General features: G+C 48.5%; 14 protein-coding genes. 4 read left to right on the top strand and 10 right to left on the bottom strand.

Annotated elements, in window-relative coordinates; genetic code table 11:
- The first annotated feature begins 41 nt into the window (after positions 1-41).
- Entirely contained in the window at positions 42-1055 is a 1014-nt protein-coding gene (locus QMA09_RS12105) for a PQQ-dependent sugar dehydrogenase (protein ID WP_290213301.1), read from the top strand.
- Between the two features lie 22 nt (positions 1056-1077).
- On the opposite strand, the gene QMA09_RS12100 is transcribed toward QMA09_RS12105, so the two are convergent.
- The 3 genes from QMA09_RS12100 to QMA09_RS12090 are packed head-to-tail and all read right to left on the bottom strand — an operon-like array spanning position 1078 to position 2834.
- On the bottom strand, positions 1078-1575 hold the full coding sequence (locus QMA09_RS12100; RefSeq protein WP_290213300.1) for a GNAT family N-acetyltransferase: 498 nt from the start codon (positions 1573-1575) through the stop codon (positions 1078-1080).
- Between the two features lie 16 nt (positions 1576-1591).
- Positions 1592-2602: a S66 family peptidase gene (locus QMA09_RS12095; RefSeq protein ID WP_290213299.1), complete on the bottom strand. Its 1011-nt coding sequence runs from the start codon at positions 2600-2602 to the stop codon at positions 1592-1594.
- A 25-nt stretch (positions 2603-2627) separates the two neighbouring features.
- Complete coding sequence (locus QMA09_RS12090; protein ID WP_135505497.1) at positions 2628-2834, bottom strand: hypothetical protein; 207 nt, start codon at positions 2832-2834, stop codon at positions 2628-2630.
- 176 nt (positions 2835-3010) lie between these two features.
- Between QMA09_RS12090 and QMA09_RS12085 the strand changes: the two genes are divergently transcribed.
- Positions 3011-3655 (top strand): SDR family oxidoreductase, encoded by a 645-nt coding sequence (locus QMA09_RS12085; RefSeq protein ID WP_290213298.1) that lies wholly within the window; start codon positions 3011-3013, stop codon positions 3653-3655.
- Positions 3656-3698: 43 nt separating this feature from the next.
- Here QMA09_RS12085 and QMA09_RS12080 read toward each other — a convergent pair whose 3' ends face one another.
- The gene (locus tag QMA09_RS12080) at positions 3699-3956 is read right to left on the bottom strand and encodes a hypothetical protein (protein WP_135505492.1); all 258 of its coding nucleotides are present in this window, start codon (positions 3954-3956) and stop codon (positions 3699-3701) included.
- Between the two features lie 177 nt (positions 3957-4133).
- On the opposite strand from QMA09_RS12080, the gene QMA09_RS12075 reads away from it, so the two are divergent.
- On the top strand, positions 4134-4934 hold the full coding sequence (locus tag QMA09_RS12075; protein ID WP_135505490.1) for a TIGR00266 family protein: 801 nt from the start codon (positions 4134-4136) through the stop codon (positions 4932-4934).
- Positions 4935-5032: 98 nt separating this feature from the next.
- Here QMA09_RS12075 and QMA09_RS12070 read toward each other — a convergent pair whose 3' ends face one another.
- Together QMA09_RS12070 and QMA09_RS12065 are read right to left on the bottom strand one after the other, a co-directional pair.
- A complete protein-coding gene (locus QMA09_RS12070) occupies positions 5033-5245 on the bottom strand; it encodes a hypothetical protein (protein WP_135505488.1) in 213 nt (70 codons plus the stop codon).
- Entirely contained in the window at positions 5245-6843 is a 1599-nt protein-coding gene (locus QMA09_RS12065) for an amidohydrolase (RefSeq protein ID WP_290213297.1), read from the bottom strand. Before QMA09_RS12065 ends, QMA09_RS12070 begins: the two co-directional genes overlap by 1 nt.
- Before the next feature lie 181 nt (positions 6844-7024).
- On the opposite strand from QMA09_RS12065, the gene QMA09_RS12060 reads away from it, so the two are divergent.
- Positions 7025-8362, top strand: a complete 1338-nt coding sequence (locus QMA09_RS12060; protein WP_135505484.1) for a hemolysin family protein — start codon at positions 7025-7027, stop codon at positions 8360-8362.
- A 36-nt stretch (positions 8363-8398) separates the two neighbouring features.
- Here QMA09_RS12060 and QMA09_RS12055 read toward each other — a convergent pair whose 3' ends face one another.
- The 4 genes from QMA09_RS12055 to QMA09_RS12040 form a co-directional block, all read right to left on the bottom strand.
- A complete protein-coding gene (locus tag QMA09_RS12055) occupies positions 8399-9328 on the bottom strand; it encodes a sulfurtransferase (RefSeq protein WP_290213296.1) in 930 nt (309 codons plus the stop codon).
- Positions 9329-9332: 4 nt separating this feature from the next.
- On the bottom strand, positions 9333-12908 hold the full coding sequence (locus QMA09_RS12050) for a dynamin family protein (RefSeq protein ID WP_290213295.1): 3576 nt from the start codon (positions 12906-12908) through the stop codon (positions 9333-9335).
- Between the two features lie 129 nt (positions 12909-13037).
- The gene (locus tag QMA09_RS12045; protein ID WP_290213294.1) at positions 13038-13796 is read right to left on the bottom strand and encodes an SDR family NAD(P)-dependent oxidoreductase; all 759 of its coding nucleotides are present in this window, start codon (positions 13794-13796) and stop codon (positions 13038-13040) included.
- Between the two features lie 605 nt (positions 13797-14401).
- Positions 14402-15868, bottom strand: a complete 1467-nt coding sequence (locus QMA09_RS12040) for a carboxypeptidase M32 (RefSeq protein WP_483313557.1) — start codon at positions 15866-15868, stop codon at positions 14402-14404.
- Positions 15869-15905: the final 37 nt, after the last annotated feature.

Here is a 15905-nt window from a genome sequence, read left to right as displayed (position 1 = left end):
AAATGCTCTTCCCTTATGATGGAAAAAAGGAGGTTTTTGTAATGAAGAAATACATTTTGCCTTTTCTATCCGTTGCGCTTCTTGCGGCATGCAATGACGCTCCTGCCAATCCCGAGAACGCGACTGCCCCTACGGAGGCGATTGCACAAGGATTGGATTCCCCTTGGTCGATCAATAAAATCAACGATGAATTTTACATTTCGGAACGCCCTGGCACTGTCGCACATGTAAATGCGGAAGGCGTTGTGGCGCACCAGCAAGTAAATTTCTCCGATCCGTTGTCAAATGCAGCTGAAGCTGGCTTCCTCGGATTCGTTCTGGCAAAGGATTTTGAAGAAAGCGGCAAAGCTTACGGCTATTATGTTTACGAACGGGATGGCCAGTCTTTCAATAAGATTGCACGCTTCCAGCTCGAGGGTGATGCTTGGCAAGAAACCGATGTCTTGATTGAAGGGATCCCGACGGGGAATGTCCACCACGGAGGCAGGCTGGAACTTGATGAAGGAGGTGCCCTCTATGCAACCATCGGGGATTCATCTGAACCCGATCTTGCCCAGGATATGGGTTCAGTCAATGGCAAGATCCTGAAGTTGAATGACAACGATGAATTTATCATTTATTCCAGCGGCCACCGGAATCCTCAAGGCATTGCCTGGAACGGCAATGATATGTACGCTTCTGAGCACGGCCAATCTGCAAATGACGAAATCAATATCATCAATGAAGGCGATAATTACGGGTGGCCGCTCATCGAAGGCGAAGAAGCCGAGGACGGCCTCGTCACTCCTTATTATACGACGGGCTCCAATGACACTTGGGCACCGAGCGGGCTGGCCATTCAGGATGGCCTGCTTTATATTGCGGCACTCCGCGGCACTGCTGTGAAGGTCATGGATCTGGAAACGGGCGAAGTCACCGACTCCATCGAAGGGTTCGGCCGGGTCCGCGATGTTTACTCGGACGGGACAAATATTTATTTCATCTCCAACAACACGGATGGACGTGGAACACCGATCGAAGGCGACGACAAATTATATAGGCTCAGCAATGAATAAAAGCGCCTTTTGGGCGCTTTTTTCATAGGAATTTAACCATCAGCTCTTCATCGACATAGCGGCCGCCGATTTTCATCGCCCGCACATCGATTCCGTATTTTTCAAAACCCAAATTTTTATAGAGTTTCAAAGCAGCAGTATTTCCACTGGACACCGCCAGATACAATTGTTCGATTTCTTCGATGGCGCCAGCGGCCTCAATGAGTTCTTGCATCAATCGATTCGCAATGCCTCTTCCTCTTGCGGACGCTGTCACGTATACGGCGTAGACCGATGCCCGGTGCCGCAGTTTTGTTCCTGTGTCACGCGCCAGTGTCACATTGCCTACCAGTTTACCTTCCAGAAAAGCGCCGAATGTCATCGCATCTGTCCCTGCCAGCCGGTCAGCTGTCTTTGACAGCGGTGCACGCTGGGCATCTTCCAGCGAAGCCCCGAATGCATCTCCGTCGTTCGCCAATGCTTCCAGGCGAAGAGCCCTGTAGTCCATCGCATCAGCGGTAGTCAATTTCCGGATTTCCATGGACATCGCTCCTTTATCATGAAAATTGCATCAACATTTTTCCGGTTCCGCCGCCCGCTTCAATTACTGCGTGTGCTCCATTGACGAACGTAAGCTGAGGCGGTACATGGCCGCAATCGATATCGTAGATGATCGGAACTCCCAATTCTTCCGAAAGATCGGCGTACATTTTTTCAGCAGTGTAGCCATTGACCGGCTCATTGGCCGGGCTTCTGCCGAAAACGATGCCGGATATGCCATAAAACCAGCCTGCATATTTCATTTGCATCAGCGATCGTTTCATGTCGGCAATATTCATTTCACAATTCTCCAAGTACCAGATGACTGGCTCTCCCGGAATGTGCTCCTTGCGGAAAGCGTCGACATCACCGTAGGGAGTGCCGATTAGATGGCGAATCACATCGATGCAGCCTCCGAGCAACCGCCCTTCCATATGTTCAGTTTCACCAGACACCGTTTTCCACTGGGTTTCTTCGGTCAGATGAAAAACGACAGGCGATGGATTTTCATGGTCCCAGCTCAGCTGGAATTTTTGGGACGCCTCCTGCTCGATGCTTTCACCTGCAGCCGTTTGAAGCACTTCGAGCCATTTCGCGCTGACAGCATCCGTTTCCGGCCCTCTCAAGTCCACGAAATTCAAGCCATGCGCCGTCGCAATACCCGTTTTCAACGTCATTGCCAGTAACAATACGCTGATGTCCGAATAGCCCACAACCCATTTTGCGGGGATTTTTTGAAAATCCATGAATTCCAGGATTTCAATCAATAATTCCCCTCCCCATGGCGGCATGACGATGTCTATAGAAGAATCGCTTAACATTTCCATCAACTCGGCGGCTCTTGCTTCTGCCGGAGCCGATTTGGCCAATGCTTGCGTCCAAGCAGTTTCACCGACTGTGACTTGGAAGCCCCTTTGTTCTTGCCGCTTGATTGCTTGTTTCAGCGTATTGTGGATTTCTGGAGCAACGCCGGATGATGGCGCCGTCACTCCAATCGATTGCTTGGATAATGCTGGGTAAATGATCATATCGCGGCTCCTCCCTTAACTTCCATTATGTAAAATAAATGAGTCCATAAAGCAATGCGCAGAGGATGACTCCCCCTAGCAAAAATAAAAACGATTGGGTTAAGAAGTCCCAGATGACACTTGGTTTTCGATCAAGCTTTTTTACATCCATTTGCGCTACACCCAATGAAAGCCCTGATGAATGGAGTTCGTTCGTTGTTTTGTCTGATTTTCGTATACGGCGTGGTTCCATAAAATTCCTCCTAAAACGTTAAATTGAAAAAAAGTAGATTAGTTATATTATACTAAAGTGCCGCAGCTTGTGCAGAAATTTTTTTATTATTTCGAAAACCCTTGATTCGTTCGCTTACTCCCTTCCATGAAGGGTATATCAGTAAAAAGATATTCAGCGAGGAGGTTCAGATACAGATGAAAGTATTAGTGATAGGAGCAAATGGCCAAATTGGCAGGCATCTCGTCAAACTGCTGGCTGACAGCAGCGCTCATACGCCAATCGCCATGATCCGAAGGCAGCACCAAATCAGCTTTTTCAATAGCCTTGGAGTCCAATCGGTTTTAGCGTCGCTCGAAGACAGCGTAGATGACATCGCACAAGCAATGCAGGGCTGCGATGCTGCTGTATTTGCTGCAGGCAGCGGCGGTGATACCGGCGCGGACAAGACGCTGCTGATCGACTTGGATGGTGCCGCCAAATCAATCGAAGCCGCCGAACAAACCGGAACTGACCGCTTTTTAATGGTCAGCGCCATCCACGCTGACAAACGCGAATCATGGGGAGACGAAATTGCCCCTTATTATGTCGCTAAACACCATGCAGATAACATTCTCCGGGCGAGCGGATTGAACTACACGATTATCCGGCCGGGGCTGTTGACAAATGATCCGGGAACTGGCCGGATCGAGGCGAGAGAAAGCCTGGAATCCGGTCCGATACCGCGCGAAGATGTTGCCGGCGTCCTTTTCTATTCACTCGACAATGTCCATGTGTTTAATAAAACCTTCGAAATAATATCAGGAGATGTTTTGATTGAAGAAGCCCTAAGCCAGCTTTAACCTAAAAGACGGCCCTTTCTCATTACAGAGAGGGCCGTCTTTTCTATGCTTGTACGTGTGGCTTGGCTTTCAAACTCTTTACGCCAAGAACTGCCTGGAAAACGAATGCAATAGAACAAATGATGATTGCAGCCCAGCCCAGTGTATTGATTGGCTGCAGGAGCACTGTCCGAAGAACAATCAGCAGCAGCATGGCCGCTAAAGCGAAATTCACGATATACGGCTTGTCGTAAAATTTCTTCAATGAATAGCCAGCGAAAATCGCCACCGCGATAATTAATAATGATAACGCCATCTCCATAATATATCCCCATCCCTAAACGGTTTGTCTAAATTTTAGCACATTTCGCTGGCTACCGGAAGAGCGCCTCTTTAACGAACGGTTCATTGCAGGAGTTTGATGAAATTTGGCGAAACCTTTAGCTTATATAGACCGTATAAGCAGTATGGAAAAATAGAATCTTGAGGAGGAACTTACTTGAATAATCATGAAATCGATTTTAAATTACACGGTGACGATATGCAATTCGTTGAAGTCGAGCTAGATCCAGCAGAGACAGTGATTGCGGAAGCTGGTGCATTGATGATGATGGAAGACGGCATCACGATGGAAACCATTTTCGGCGACGGTTCTAAGAGTTCAGGCGGCTCCGGCCTCATGGGCAAGCTGATGGGTGCCGGCAAGCGTGTACTGACGGGTGAAAGTTTATTTATGACTGCTTTTACGAACAACGGAACGGGCAAACGCCATGTTTCGTTTGCCGCTCCTTATCCCGGTAAAATTATCGCCATGGACTTGAGCACGCTCGGCGGCAAAATCATTTGCCAAAAAGATTCTTTTTTAGCTGCAGCCAAAGGCGTTTCCATCGGCATTGAATTGCAGCAAAAACTCGGAGCCGGCTTTTTTGGCGGCGAGGGCTTTATCATGCAAAAAATCGAAGGCGATGGCTTAGCTTTTGTCCATGCCGGCGGAACGCTGATCCGAAAAAATCTTCAAAAAGGCGAAGTCCTTAGAGTCGATACCGGCTGCCTCGTTGCCATGACAGCTGATGTGGATTACAATATCGAACGGGTCGCAGGCATCAAGACCGCTTTATTCGGCGGCGAGGGCTTGTTCTTTGCTACACTGCGTGGACCTGGAAGTGTTTGGATCCAATCGATGCCTTTCAGCCGTCTGGCGAGCCGCGTCTTTGCGGCCGCACCCCAAAACCCCGCCGGCAGCTCACAAGGTGAAGGCAGCATCGCCGGGGGCTTGTTCAATATATTGGGCGGCAAATAACATTCCGCAAACATAAAGGGCAGTCCGTGAAAGTCTTAAAATGACTTTCACGGACTGCCCTTATTTTTTCATCATAGGTTCACTGAAATCAGAATCCTTTATTGCTCTTTGCGCGTGCGCATTTCTTTCACAATGCCTTCAAATTTATCAAAATCGAATTCGACACTATTCGGCTTATAGAAATACAAGATCGATTGGCGTTCGCCTTGTGCAAGCATAAAATCTACAACCGCTTTCGGGCTCCCCATATCGACACCTGACTTTTCGGCTGCTGCCAAACTGTCGAGGATCGCTGTTGGTGTCACTGGCATCAAACCATCCCCTCTTTCTGCTTTGCTTTCGCTTTCTTGGCAAACATCACTTCACCCGCAACGACTGTCATCTCCACTTGCGCTTCAACGATTTGTTCCGGTTCTCCTGCAAACAAATCCCGATCCAGCACGGTGAAATCTGCGTCAAAACCAACCAGGATCCGGCCGCGTTCATGCTCTTTGCAGATTGCCGCTGCACTGCCGCTTGTATACAATTGAATCGCTTCGAAGCGGCTGAGCTTTTCGTGTGCCATATAGCCTTCGTGTGTTTCGTACGGCTTTCTTCTCGCTACCGCTGCGTAAATGCCAAGCAGCGGATCGACTTCTTCGATTGGCGCATCCGAGCCGCCAGCTGAAATCAGCCCCTTATCGAGCAGGCTCTTCCAGGCGTAGGCCCAATTGATGCGCTCGACGCCAAGCCGTTCAACGACCCATGGGAAATCCGAAGTCACAAAGCTTGGCTGAATGTCCAACGCAACGTCCAGTTTTTGCATGCGTTCGACCAAATCCTCCCGCACAACCATTGCATGGATCAGCCGGTCCCTTTTCCCTGCCGGAACAGGATGGGCTTCGATCGCGTCAAGCGCTTTTTCCATTCCCAAGTCGCCGATCACGTGGACAGCAACCGCTTCACCGTGCTTGCGCGCCATCCCGACGAGGCGTTTCAACTCATCGTCGCTGTGCATCGCCACACCGCTTGTTGCCGGGTCGTCGTTATACGGTTTGCTGAGCAACGCCGTTTTACCGCCGATTGAGCCGTCCGCAAATATTTTCATTGCGCCCGGGTCAATAAAGGGTTCATTGTATTCAGCGGTTTCCATCATGTTTTCAAACACGCTATGGGCCCGCAGCAGATGAGCCCGGAATTTCAAGGGTCCGCCGATAACGTTTTTGAACGCCTGCAACGGCCGGTTAAAATCACCGTAATAGCCCATATCTTCCGTGTGGGCACCTGTCAACCCGAGCGACAGCAAATCTTCCACAGACGTTTTCAGGGCAGTCGTCAGATAGTCGACGCTCACTTCCGGCACTTGGCTTGAAACAAGGTCTTGCGCAGCATCCAGTAAATAACCGGTCGGCTCGCCGTCATTGTCGCGGACGATGACGCCGCCTTCCGGATCCGGCGTGTCTTTTGTGATGCCCGCCAATTTAAGCGCACTTGAATTCGCCAAAATGGCATGGCGGCAAACGCGCTTCAGCAGCATCGGTGATGCAGAAATCTCATCCAATTCGTCGCAATGGAAAATTTTGCGGTCAGCGAAATTGTTTTCGTTCCAGCCTTCCCCGATAAACCATTCGTCTACTGAGAGGTTTTTTGTCGAGCGGATCAATTCCGCTTTCATTTCTTCTGCTGATTCGATTTTGGACAAATCCACCCGCAGCAGTTTTTCGCCGTGGCCGATCATATGCATATGGCTATCGACAAAACCTGGATAAAGGACTTTCCCCTGCAAATCGATTTCCTCATCTGCTCGCTCTTTCAATTCATTATATGAACCTACCTGCTCTATTTTACCGCCCGAAACGAGAACCGCTTCAACGGTTTCGCCTTCCGACGCCATTGTATAAATAATGCCTCCATGCCATAAGGTTTTCATGATGTCACTCCTTTTCTACTCTTAATCATAAATCCAAAACCCTATGTATTCAACAAGATTGATTTTAAATTGCTCAAAAGTTGAGGCAATTTGCCAGTGCAACAAAATAGAAGTAAAATATGCTATAATTAAGTCCATATTTTAGAAAGCTGAGGTGAACCCTCCTAGCCGGAGGGAACAATTGGACAGTATACTTATTTTAAATTTGTTTTTGGTGGCCATATTAATTGCTTTAACCGCGTTATTCGTCGGATCGGAGTTTTCAATGATTCGGGTCAGGCAATCGCGGATCGACCAATTGATCATGGAAGGCAATAAAAACGCAGTGTTGACAAAGAAAATTTCAGAACACCTGGATTATTATTTGTCTGCGTGCCAATTAGGCATCACCGTCACCGCTCTCGGGCTAGGGTGGCTTGGTGAACCGACTGTTGAACGCATTCTGCACCCGGTGTTCGAGAACTACGGAATTGGCGAACCGACGGCATCAGTACTATCATTTGCCATCGCTTTCACCGGTATCACGTTTTTGCATGTTGTACTGGGCGAACTTGCGCCTAAAACTTTGGCAATTCAGTATTCCGAAAAAATGGCTTTGTTCTTTTCGCGTCCATTGATCATTTTCGGCAAGATCATGAATCCGGCCATCTGGCTGATGAATGGTTCCGCCCGCTTGCTGCTTCGCTTATTCGGCGTTGAGCCTGCTGGCCATGAACAAGCACATTCGGAAGAAGAATTGAAAATCATCATGAACCAGAGCTATCAAAGCGGAGAGATCAACCAGACTGAATTGTCGTATATGCAGAACATCTTTTCTTTCGATGAACGCCAGGCTAAAGATGTCATGATTCCGCGGACGCAAATGGAAACGATTTCGCTTGAAATGGATCATAACGATTTAATGGAAATCGTCCGTGAACATCAATATACCCGGTATCCTGTAACCGAAAATGGCGACAAGGACGATATTATCGGTTTTGTCAACATCAAGGAAATGCTCACCACCTTTTCAATGAACAATAATTTAAAAGAAAGTGTCAATGTTCATGACATTCCTTTTGTGGTAGAAGGTTCTCCGATTCAAAACGTATTGCTGACGATGCAGCGGCAACAAGTTCATATGGCGATTGTCATTGACGAATACGGCGGCACGGCCGGTGTCATAACGATGGAAGATATCCTTGAAGAAATTGTCGGTGAAATCCGCGATGAATTCGACGAGGACGAAGCGGATGAAATCAAAGCGCTTGATGCCCATAATTATTTATTAAGCGGCCGCGTGCTGCTTTCCGACCTTGAAGACCGCTTTGCCATTTCTTTTGATGACAGCGAAGACGTCGATACGATCGGCGGATGGGTCCAAATGAAGAACACGGAAATCAACGAAGGTGAATCAATCGATTTGCCGGCACATACGATTACCGTCATCGAAATGGAAAACCACCAGATCATCACCGTCCAGCTGACGCGCAAAGAAACACCAGAGCCAGCTGAGATTGAAACTGCAGAAAAAGAATAGACAAAACCCCCACTTTGAAAAAAGCGGGGGTTTTGTTTATTTTCCGTTTAACAATGATTTCTCATATTCGAATTTCTTCATGAGCATTTCACCTGAATAACCTTCGTCGATCAGGCGTGCAAGCAATGCTTTTGTTTCATCATCGGCTGCTTTCGGGTGTTCTTCGCGGTCAAATTCCACGACGTTCGCTTCATCGGTGATCCAGTCCGAGAAACTGCCTGTGTAGAGTTTGAGTGAATCGTGCCCCTGTTCCGCTAATTTAGCGTATAAAACGGCTGCTGAAACACCGCTTCCGCAATAAATAACCGCGGGTTCGTGTTTTTGCAGCACTTCGCTAAAGTCGGCTTCCCCTTTAATTTGGCGGTTTTCAACCAAGTTCTCCCAGTCGAAATTTCGCGCACCCGGAATGCGGCCCGATACAGGATCAATCGGCTCTTCAAGCCCGGCATAGCGTGCTGCGGAACGGGCATCTACTAGGACGCCAAGCTCATCGCCGCTGATGATTTTCTTGACGTAATCCTGGTCTGCGTAAAGCGGTTCTTCAAAATCCAATGCTACATCCGTGCGATCGAACACCGGCACTTCAGTAGAGACATTGATTCCTTGTTTCTGCAAGTCTTCAAATCCGACTCGGCTGATAAAGGCGTTTTCAAATCCGGCATATTTCAACAGCCACCATGCACGGGCAGCAAATGGCGCACCGCCTTGGTCGTAGACGACAACATGGTCTTTCGGATCCAGCCCGCTGGCATGGATCAACTCTGCAATTTTTTCTTTGCCAGGCATCGGGTGGCGGCCGGCATTGGAAGTCATATCAGATAAATCCTCTTCTAAATCCCAGTAAATCGCCCCTTCGACATGGCCTTTATCGTACATGTTTTTGCCGGATACAGGATCTTTCAGATCAAAACGAGCATCGATCCAGCGGTAATTTTCCGTGCCTTGGACATCTATAAAAACTTTCATTCGATTACTTCCTTTCGCGTGAGAGAGTGGATAAAGATTTTTTCCATTCGTCCAAAATTTCCTGCTGCTGCAGCAAGGTCCGTTCGGATTCAATCTGGTCAACCGCCTGCCTCAGGATATGCTGGCGCAGCCCTTCTGCTTCCTGGTCGACCAAATGCTCCGCCCAAGCGCCTAGCCGAGCTTTTTCAATTGCCAAGTATTTCTGGGCATCCGGCTGCATCAATGACTGCAATGCATCGCGGAGCTTCTCTTTTTCATTTTTCTCGAAAAAGGCTTTATTGTTTTTATAATACCCTTTAACGCTGCTGTAATCCGCCCGTTCGAACGGTTTTGAAACATCGCCGACTGGTGCTTCTTCTACCTCATACGGTGTGAAAGAAAAGTCAGGATTCAGTTCTTTCAGCTTTGCAGTATCATCCTTGAAACGCATCAGGATTTTCTTGTCGATAAACTGGGCCAGCCTGAAATTCGTAACCCGCAGCTCCTGCTGAAAATCGAATGCTGCCATCTCGGTTATCTCAGCCAATGCGCCGTCAAGCGCTTGCTGGGAACTCTTGCCGGAAAAAGCTGACGGGTTGAACGCTTCTTTGAAAAAGTCGTTGAAGCGGTAAAAAACGCGCTGGTTGACGTAATAAAGCAATTCGTCAAGTTCCTGTAGCGTCTCGCGGGACAGGATTGCCGAAGCAGAGGCACTGAACAATATCCGCAATTGCTGCTCCAGCTTTTTCAGTTCCGACAAGCGCTCGTCTTTGCGCATCAAATTCCGTTCCGTCTGTTCGATCAGCCCTTTAAAGCGATCAACAGCCTTTTGTTCTTCTTCCGCCAAAGACTGCACGGCCATGCCTTTCAATTCATCTTTCAGGAAATGCTGGAATGCTGTTTCGAATTCTGGCATACCCGAACTGGCGCGCTCGCGCAGGGCTTGCAGGCTGGATACACCATAAAGCCGTGGGAAACGGATGCCGAAGCGCTGCAATTCATCTCTTACATAATCAACCACAGCTTCTTTTTCTTCTTCGTTGTTTGCCAAATCGATGGCATTGACAACGAAAAACATCTTGTCCATCTCAAAAGCATCCTTGACGCGGCCAAGCTGAATGAGGAACTCCCGGTCCGCCCGTGCAAATGCATGGTTGTAATACGTGATGAACAAAATCGCGTCGGCATTGCGGATGTATTCGAATGCCACATTCGTATGGCGGGCATTTATCGAATCTGCTCCCGGTGTATCTACTAGTGTGACGCCGTTCCTAGTTAATTCGCAGTCGTAGTAGAAGTCGATTTCATCGACAAAGCAGCTGCGTTCCTCTTTGGCCACATACAAGCCGAACTCTTCCCGATTGACGCGGAGCGTCTTGCCAAGCTCTTTTTCAAATTGCGTATAGCCATTTCGGAACGCATTGATGAATGATTGATGGACTTGTTTTTCCGTCGTATCACTGGCAGGAAGCGAAGATGATTTTTCATACGCTTCCGGTAAAGTCTGGATGGCAATCCCCAAAGCCTGGAAAGAATTTCGTACGTCTTCGGTCATTTGAGCGACTGTTTTCAGCCGGACATCCGCCATTTCATGTGGATGCTCTGCCGTCACCGGCCGAATCCGGTTAATTGTAGCGGTTGTCGGATTCGGCGAAACCGGCAGCACCGATTCCCCCATCAACGCATTGGAAAAAGAAGATTTCCCCGCACTGAACGCACCGAACAATGCGATCGTAAATTCCTGGTTTTCAAGCCTTCCTGCTTTGCGTTTCAAGTATTGCGCAGTTTCCACGAACCCTTTGACTTGGCCAAGCACGGCTGCGGTCTGGCCCGCGCGCTTGATCACTGCGTTTTCATCGAATTGCTGGACAGCCAATTCTTCTTCCGGACGCTCGTCCGTTTCACGCACTTTATCGGGTGCAAGCATTGAAGGATCGAATACCGTCATTTCATCTTCGTCAAGATGAAATTCATCCTGCCACTTTTCAACTTTCAGTTCGGCTGCTTCTTTCTGTTTTGGCAGCATCGCTGAGAATGCGCGCTTCACTTTTGCAATACGCTCGTCCATTTCTTCAAGCGTCGCGATCGCCAACATTTTTTGGCTAAGCCCTTCCGCTTTCATATCCATTTCTGTGCTCGCATCGTCTGTTAAGCCGTTGAACTTTTCTTCTTGTTCATTTTTCCAGCTATCGGTTTCTTTAATGAACCAGCGCTGGACAGCTGTCGTAATACTTTTGGCGATATTCAGCACGGCATCTGCTGTTACGGCACCATTTTTCGGAATCCCATCATCCACCAGGGAAAATGGCACATGAAATTCTGTTTCATCGATGGAAATCGATTCGCTGTCCGTCAGCAGGCCAGCATCTTTCAATGAATTTTTCATCAATTTTTTCAAATGGCTTGTGATTTGTGAAGCTGTGACCGCGTCCAAATGGCCAGCCACTTCCTGTTGCCTTGCATTCCGTTCTTCCTGCGTTTTTTTGGCGCTGAACAATAAACCGACTTTAAAGCCAGGCTGAACCGACTCCATGTAACTCGTCAATGCGCTGCGCATCTCATAAGGCATGATATTGGCATTCTCAACGAGTTCTTTGCGGCTTTTCTCGAATTTCGATTTCCAGTTTTCAAAATCCAGCACAGACAAGCGGCGTTCCACTTTTTCATTTTCCAGCTTCAACTCACTGCGCATTTCCCATTCTTCTTCGGTCAACACCGAAGAAAAGGCAGCCAGCCGTTCCATCTGTTCGGCTTCCAGGAATTGCAGGTGTTCATCTTTTAATTGCTGCAGCGCGGAATGGGTGGCTTCACCGACATGCCCTTTCCAATCGTTCATTGTCGAAGAAACCAGGCCTTTCACTTTTTCAAAATCGTTTTCCGGAAAATTAAAATCCTTCAACGAGGTAAAGAAGATGCCTTTTGGCACAACGCCCCACGCCGCAAACGAATCATGGACCGTTTGCTGAAAATCCGTAAACGGAATCTCATTCGACTGGTGCTTGTCGATTTGATTGACGATCAAGTACAGCTCAGTGTACTTTTGGAGTTCTTTCGTAAAATTGAAATTCAGCTCAGACTGCACATGGTTGTAATCCATAACGTAGAAAACCATATCCGCGACGTGGAGTGCTGACTCGGTGGACATCCGGTGCGCATCGTCTGTCGAATCGACGCCTGGGGTATCCATGACAGTGATGCCTTCCGGAAGGACCGAGTCGTGGTGGCCGATGTCAATTTGGGTGACATCTCCGCTTTTGCAGAATGCCTTGACGGCTTCAAAATCATAATTCTCCGGGAAAAAAACAGGCTTTTCGTTTTTCATGTTGACGATTGCGAAGTCTTTTTCTGCTTTATGTACGTTGACGATGTTAGCGCTGGTTGGAATCGGGCTGGACGGCAAGATCGTTTCACCTGTCAGCGCATTGATCATGGAGGATTTGCCTGAAGAAAAATGGCCGGCAAAACCGATGATGAAATTGTTCTTAAGTATTTTTTTAGCAAAAAGCTCCGCTTTAGCCGCGCGCTCCGTGTCTTCATTGGCTAAAAAAATCTGGTGGAGCCTCGCTGTTTCAATCAATTCGCTTTTGTGGTCCTGTGTCATGTAAGTCTGTTCCCTTCTTCCGGATGTTCTTTGTTAAACCTTCCAATACTGCTAATATCATAACATTTTTTCAAGCGGAACGAAAAAAATCCTTCCCTGTTTCCAGGAAAGGATTTCGCCAAGCAGTGATCAGGAAAAACCGTGGATCGACATGCCGCCGTCAACGAATAAAGTTTGCCCGGTTATGTAGCTCGCTGCGTCCGATGCCAGAAAGACCACAGGCGTAGCGACTTCCGGCAACTCTCCGACGCGTTTCATCGGCGTCACTGCAAGAATCGAATTTAAATACTCTTCATCGCTTAAGATTTTTTCTGTCAGCGGTGTACGGAAATACCACGGGCCGATGGCATTGACCCGGATATTCTTCGGCCCCCATTCCATTGCCATAACGCGCGTCATCTGGATAATTGCCGCTTTGGAAGCCGCATAGACGACGCCCGTTTTCAAGGCGCGGTCGCCTCCGACGGAACTGATATTGATGATTGATGCGCCTGAAGCCATCTCTTTGGCGGCTTCCTGTGAAAACATGAACACGCTATGGGCGTTGGTGTCCATAATTTTATGCCATTCCAAATCGCTTGCGTCTTCTAATTTGGAGCGGATGTTCATGCCTGCGTTATTGACCAGGATATCCAATCCACCGAATCTTTCCACCGTTTTCTGAACAGCATTGCGGATCTGGTCCCGATCTGTGATGTCTGCAGCAATAAACGAAGTCCGTTCGTTGCCGATCTCTTCTTGCACGCTGCGCAGATCCGCTTCGGTCCGCGCCACTAGCATAACATTGGCACCTGCTTCTGCCACCGCCATCGCGATGGCACGGCCGATGCCTTTGCCAGCCCCTGTCACAATTGCAGTCTTGCCTTCCAAACTGAATGATTTCAACATATGATCGCCTCCTCTTTCATTATAATCATTGTTTTCGGTCAATTGCCAAGGCAAATGAAAAAAGCATGGAAAAGGTTGCCCTTGTCCATGCTTTTAAATTGTGAAGATTTGTATATTCCTTTTCATTCCGCTCTCAGGCGGACGCTTTCCGCGGGCCTGGCTTCAGTCTCCTCGTCGCTAGCGCTCCTGCGGGGCCTTCAGCACAGGCTTTGCCCGCTGGAGTCGCCGCCCTCCGCTCCATTCAAAGGTGAATATTAATATCGAATCATTTCTTTAATCTAAGAACTTTTTGAAAAAATATCTGCATATTTTTGTTGTCCTTAGATATGGAGTAAAACAGCGGAGAAAACCTTACTGCTCCTGCAGCGCTGTGCGCTTCGTCGCAAAGACTTGCCCTCGCGAGCTTCGGCCAATGTCTTGCCTGCGGGAAAGCGAGACAGCCGAGACCCCGCAAGGAATGGTTGGGCAAATTTCTTTTGCCCAACCATTTGCGACGAAGCTAGCGAAGCGATGCAGGAGCACCGGTTTTCGAAGCGACTGAGGAGGCTTGGCGCTCGCCCGCGGCAAGCGTAGCTGTTTTGCGGAATATCGACTCTACAGTCACTTCATCTTCTCAAGTTATATAGGCTGGTGTATTTCTTTTCCAGATAATCGGCTAGGTAATCCGCGTTCAAGCCTTCGCCTGTTGCGTCTTCCAGGATTTCCAGCGGTTTTTTCATGGCGCCGTGCTGGTGGACGTTTTCCGTCAGCCATTCTAAGATTGGCGCCGCATTGCCTTCTTCAAGCAAAGCGTCAAAATTCGGCAGATCCTTCAGCATCGCGTTTTTGAATTGCGCTGCGTAGATATAGCCCAATGCGTAGGATGGGAAATAACCGAAGCTTGCGCCTGCCCAGTGGACGTCCTGCAAAATGCCTTCAGCATCGTTCGAAGGGCGAACGCCGAGGTATTCTTCGTATTTCGCGTTCCACAATTCCGGCAAATCTTTCACTTGCAGATCGCCGTTAAAGAGCCCTTTTTCAAGTTCGTAGCGCACCATGATGTGCAGCGCGTAGGTCAATTCGTCCGCTTCGATGCGGATGAGCGACGGCTTAGCCTCATTGATGGCCCGGAGATATTCCGATTTTTCGACATTACCAAAGCCTTGCGGTGAAGCCTGCTGAAGGGCCGTGTAATTGCGGTTCCAGAAATTTTCGCTGCGGCCGATGAAATTCTCGAAAAACAGCGACTGGGATTCGTGAATGCCCATTGACGCACCGGTTTCAACCGGCATGCCGGCAAGCTTGCTGCCCAGATTTTGCTCATAGACCGCGTGGCCGCATTCATGGATTGTCCCGAAAACGGCTGAACGGAAATCGTTCTCATCGTATTTCGTCGTCACGCGGATGTCCTGGCGATTGATGTTGGTCATGAACGGATGGACGGTTTCATCTAAGCGCCCGGCGTCAAAATCATAGCCCAATTGCTGCAAAATCTGCAGGCTGAATTCACGCTGTGCTTCTTTTGGAAAATGGCTGTACAGAAAATCCGTTTCCGGCTTGTTGTCGGAGTCGGCAATTTTTTGGACCAAACTGCCAATGCGCTGGCGCAGTTTGCCGAAAACTTCATCCAGCACTTCTGTCGTCATGCTCGGCTCGTATTGATCGAGCAGCGTGTTATACGCGCTGCCGTTCTTCTCGCCCCAATAGCCGATCATTTCTTTCGTTTTTGCTACCAGCTTTTCCAAATACGGCTCGAACATCGCAAAATCGGATTCCGCTTTTGCGGTTTCCCAAACGGATTCTGCTTTCGACTGCAGCACGACGAATTCTTTATACGCAGCAGGTGGAATTTTCTTGCTTAAATCGTATTCTTTTCGTGATTCTTCAACGGAACGCTGTAAGACCGGATCTAATCCGGTCTTCTCTGCTTCTAAACCAGTTAGTATTCCGCCGAATTCATCTGATGTCGACAAAGCGAAAAGCTCAGATGACAGGGTGCCGATCGTCTCGGACCGCAAGTCTACCCCTTTTTTAGGAGCGCCCGTCCGCAAATCCCAGTACAAAAGCGAAATAGCTTCTTGATAGGCACGCATTTTAGCGACGTGCTCTTTATATGATTGCTGTAAATCC

The organism is Planococcus sp. APC 3906, assembly GCF_030407685.1.
Taxonomy (GTDB): Bacteria; Bacillota; Bacilli; order Bacillales_A; family Planococcaceae; genus Planococcus; species Planococcus koreensis.
The sequence above is the reverse complement of the archived record's forward strand: the minus strand, read 5'-3'. Positions and strand labels throughout refer to the sequence as shown.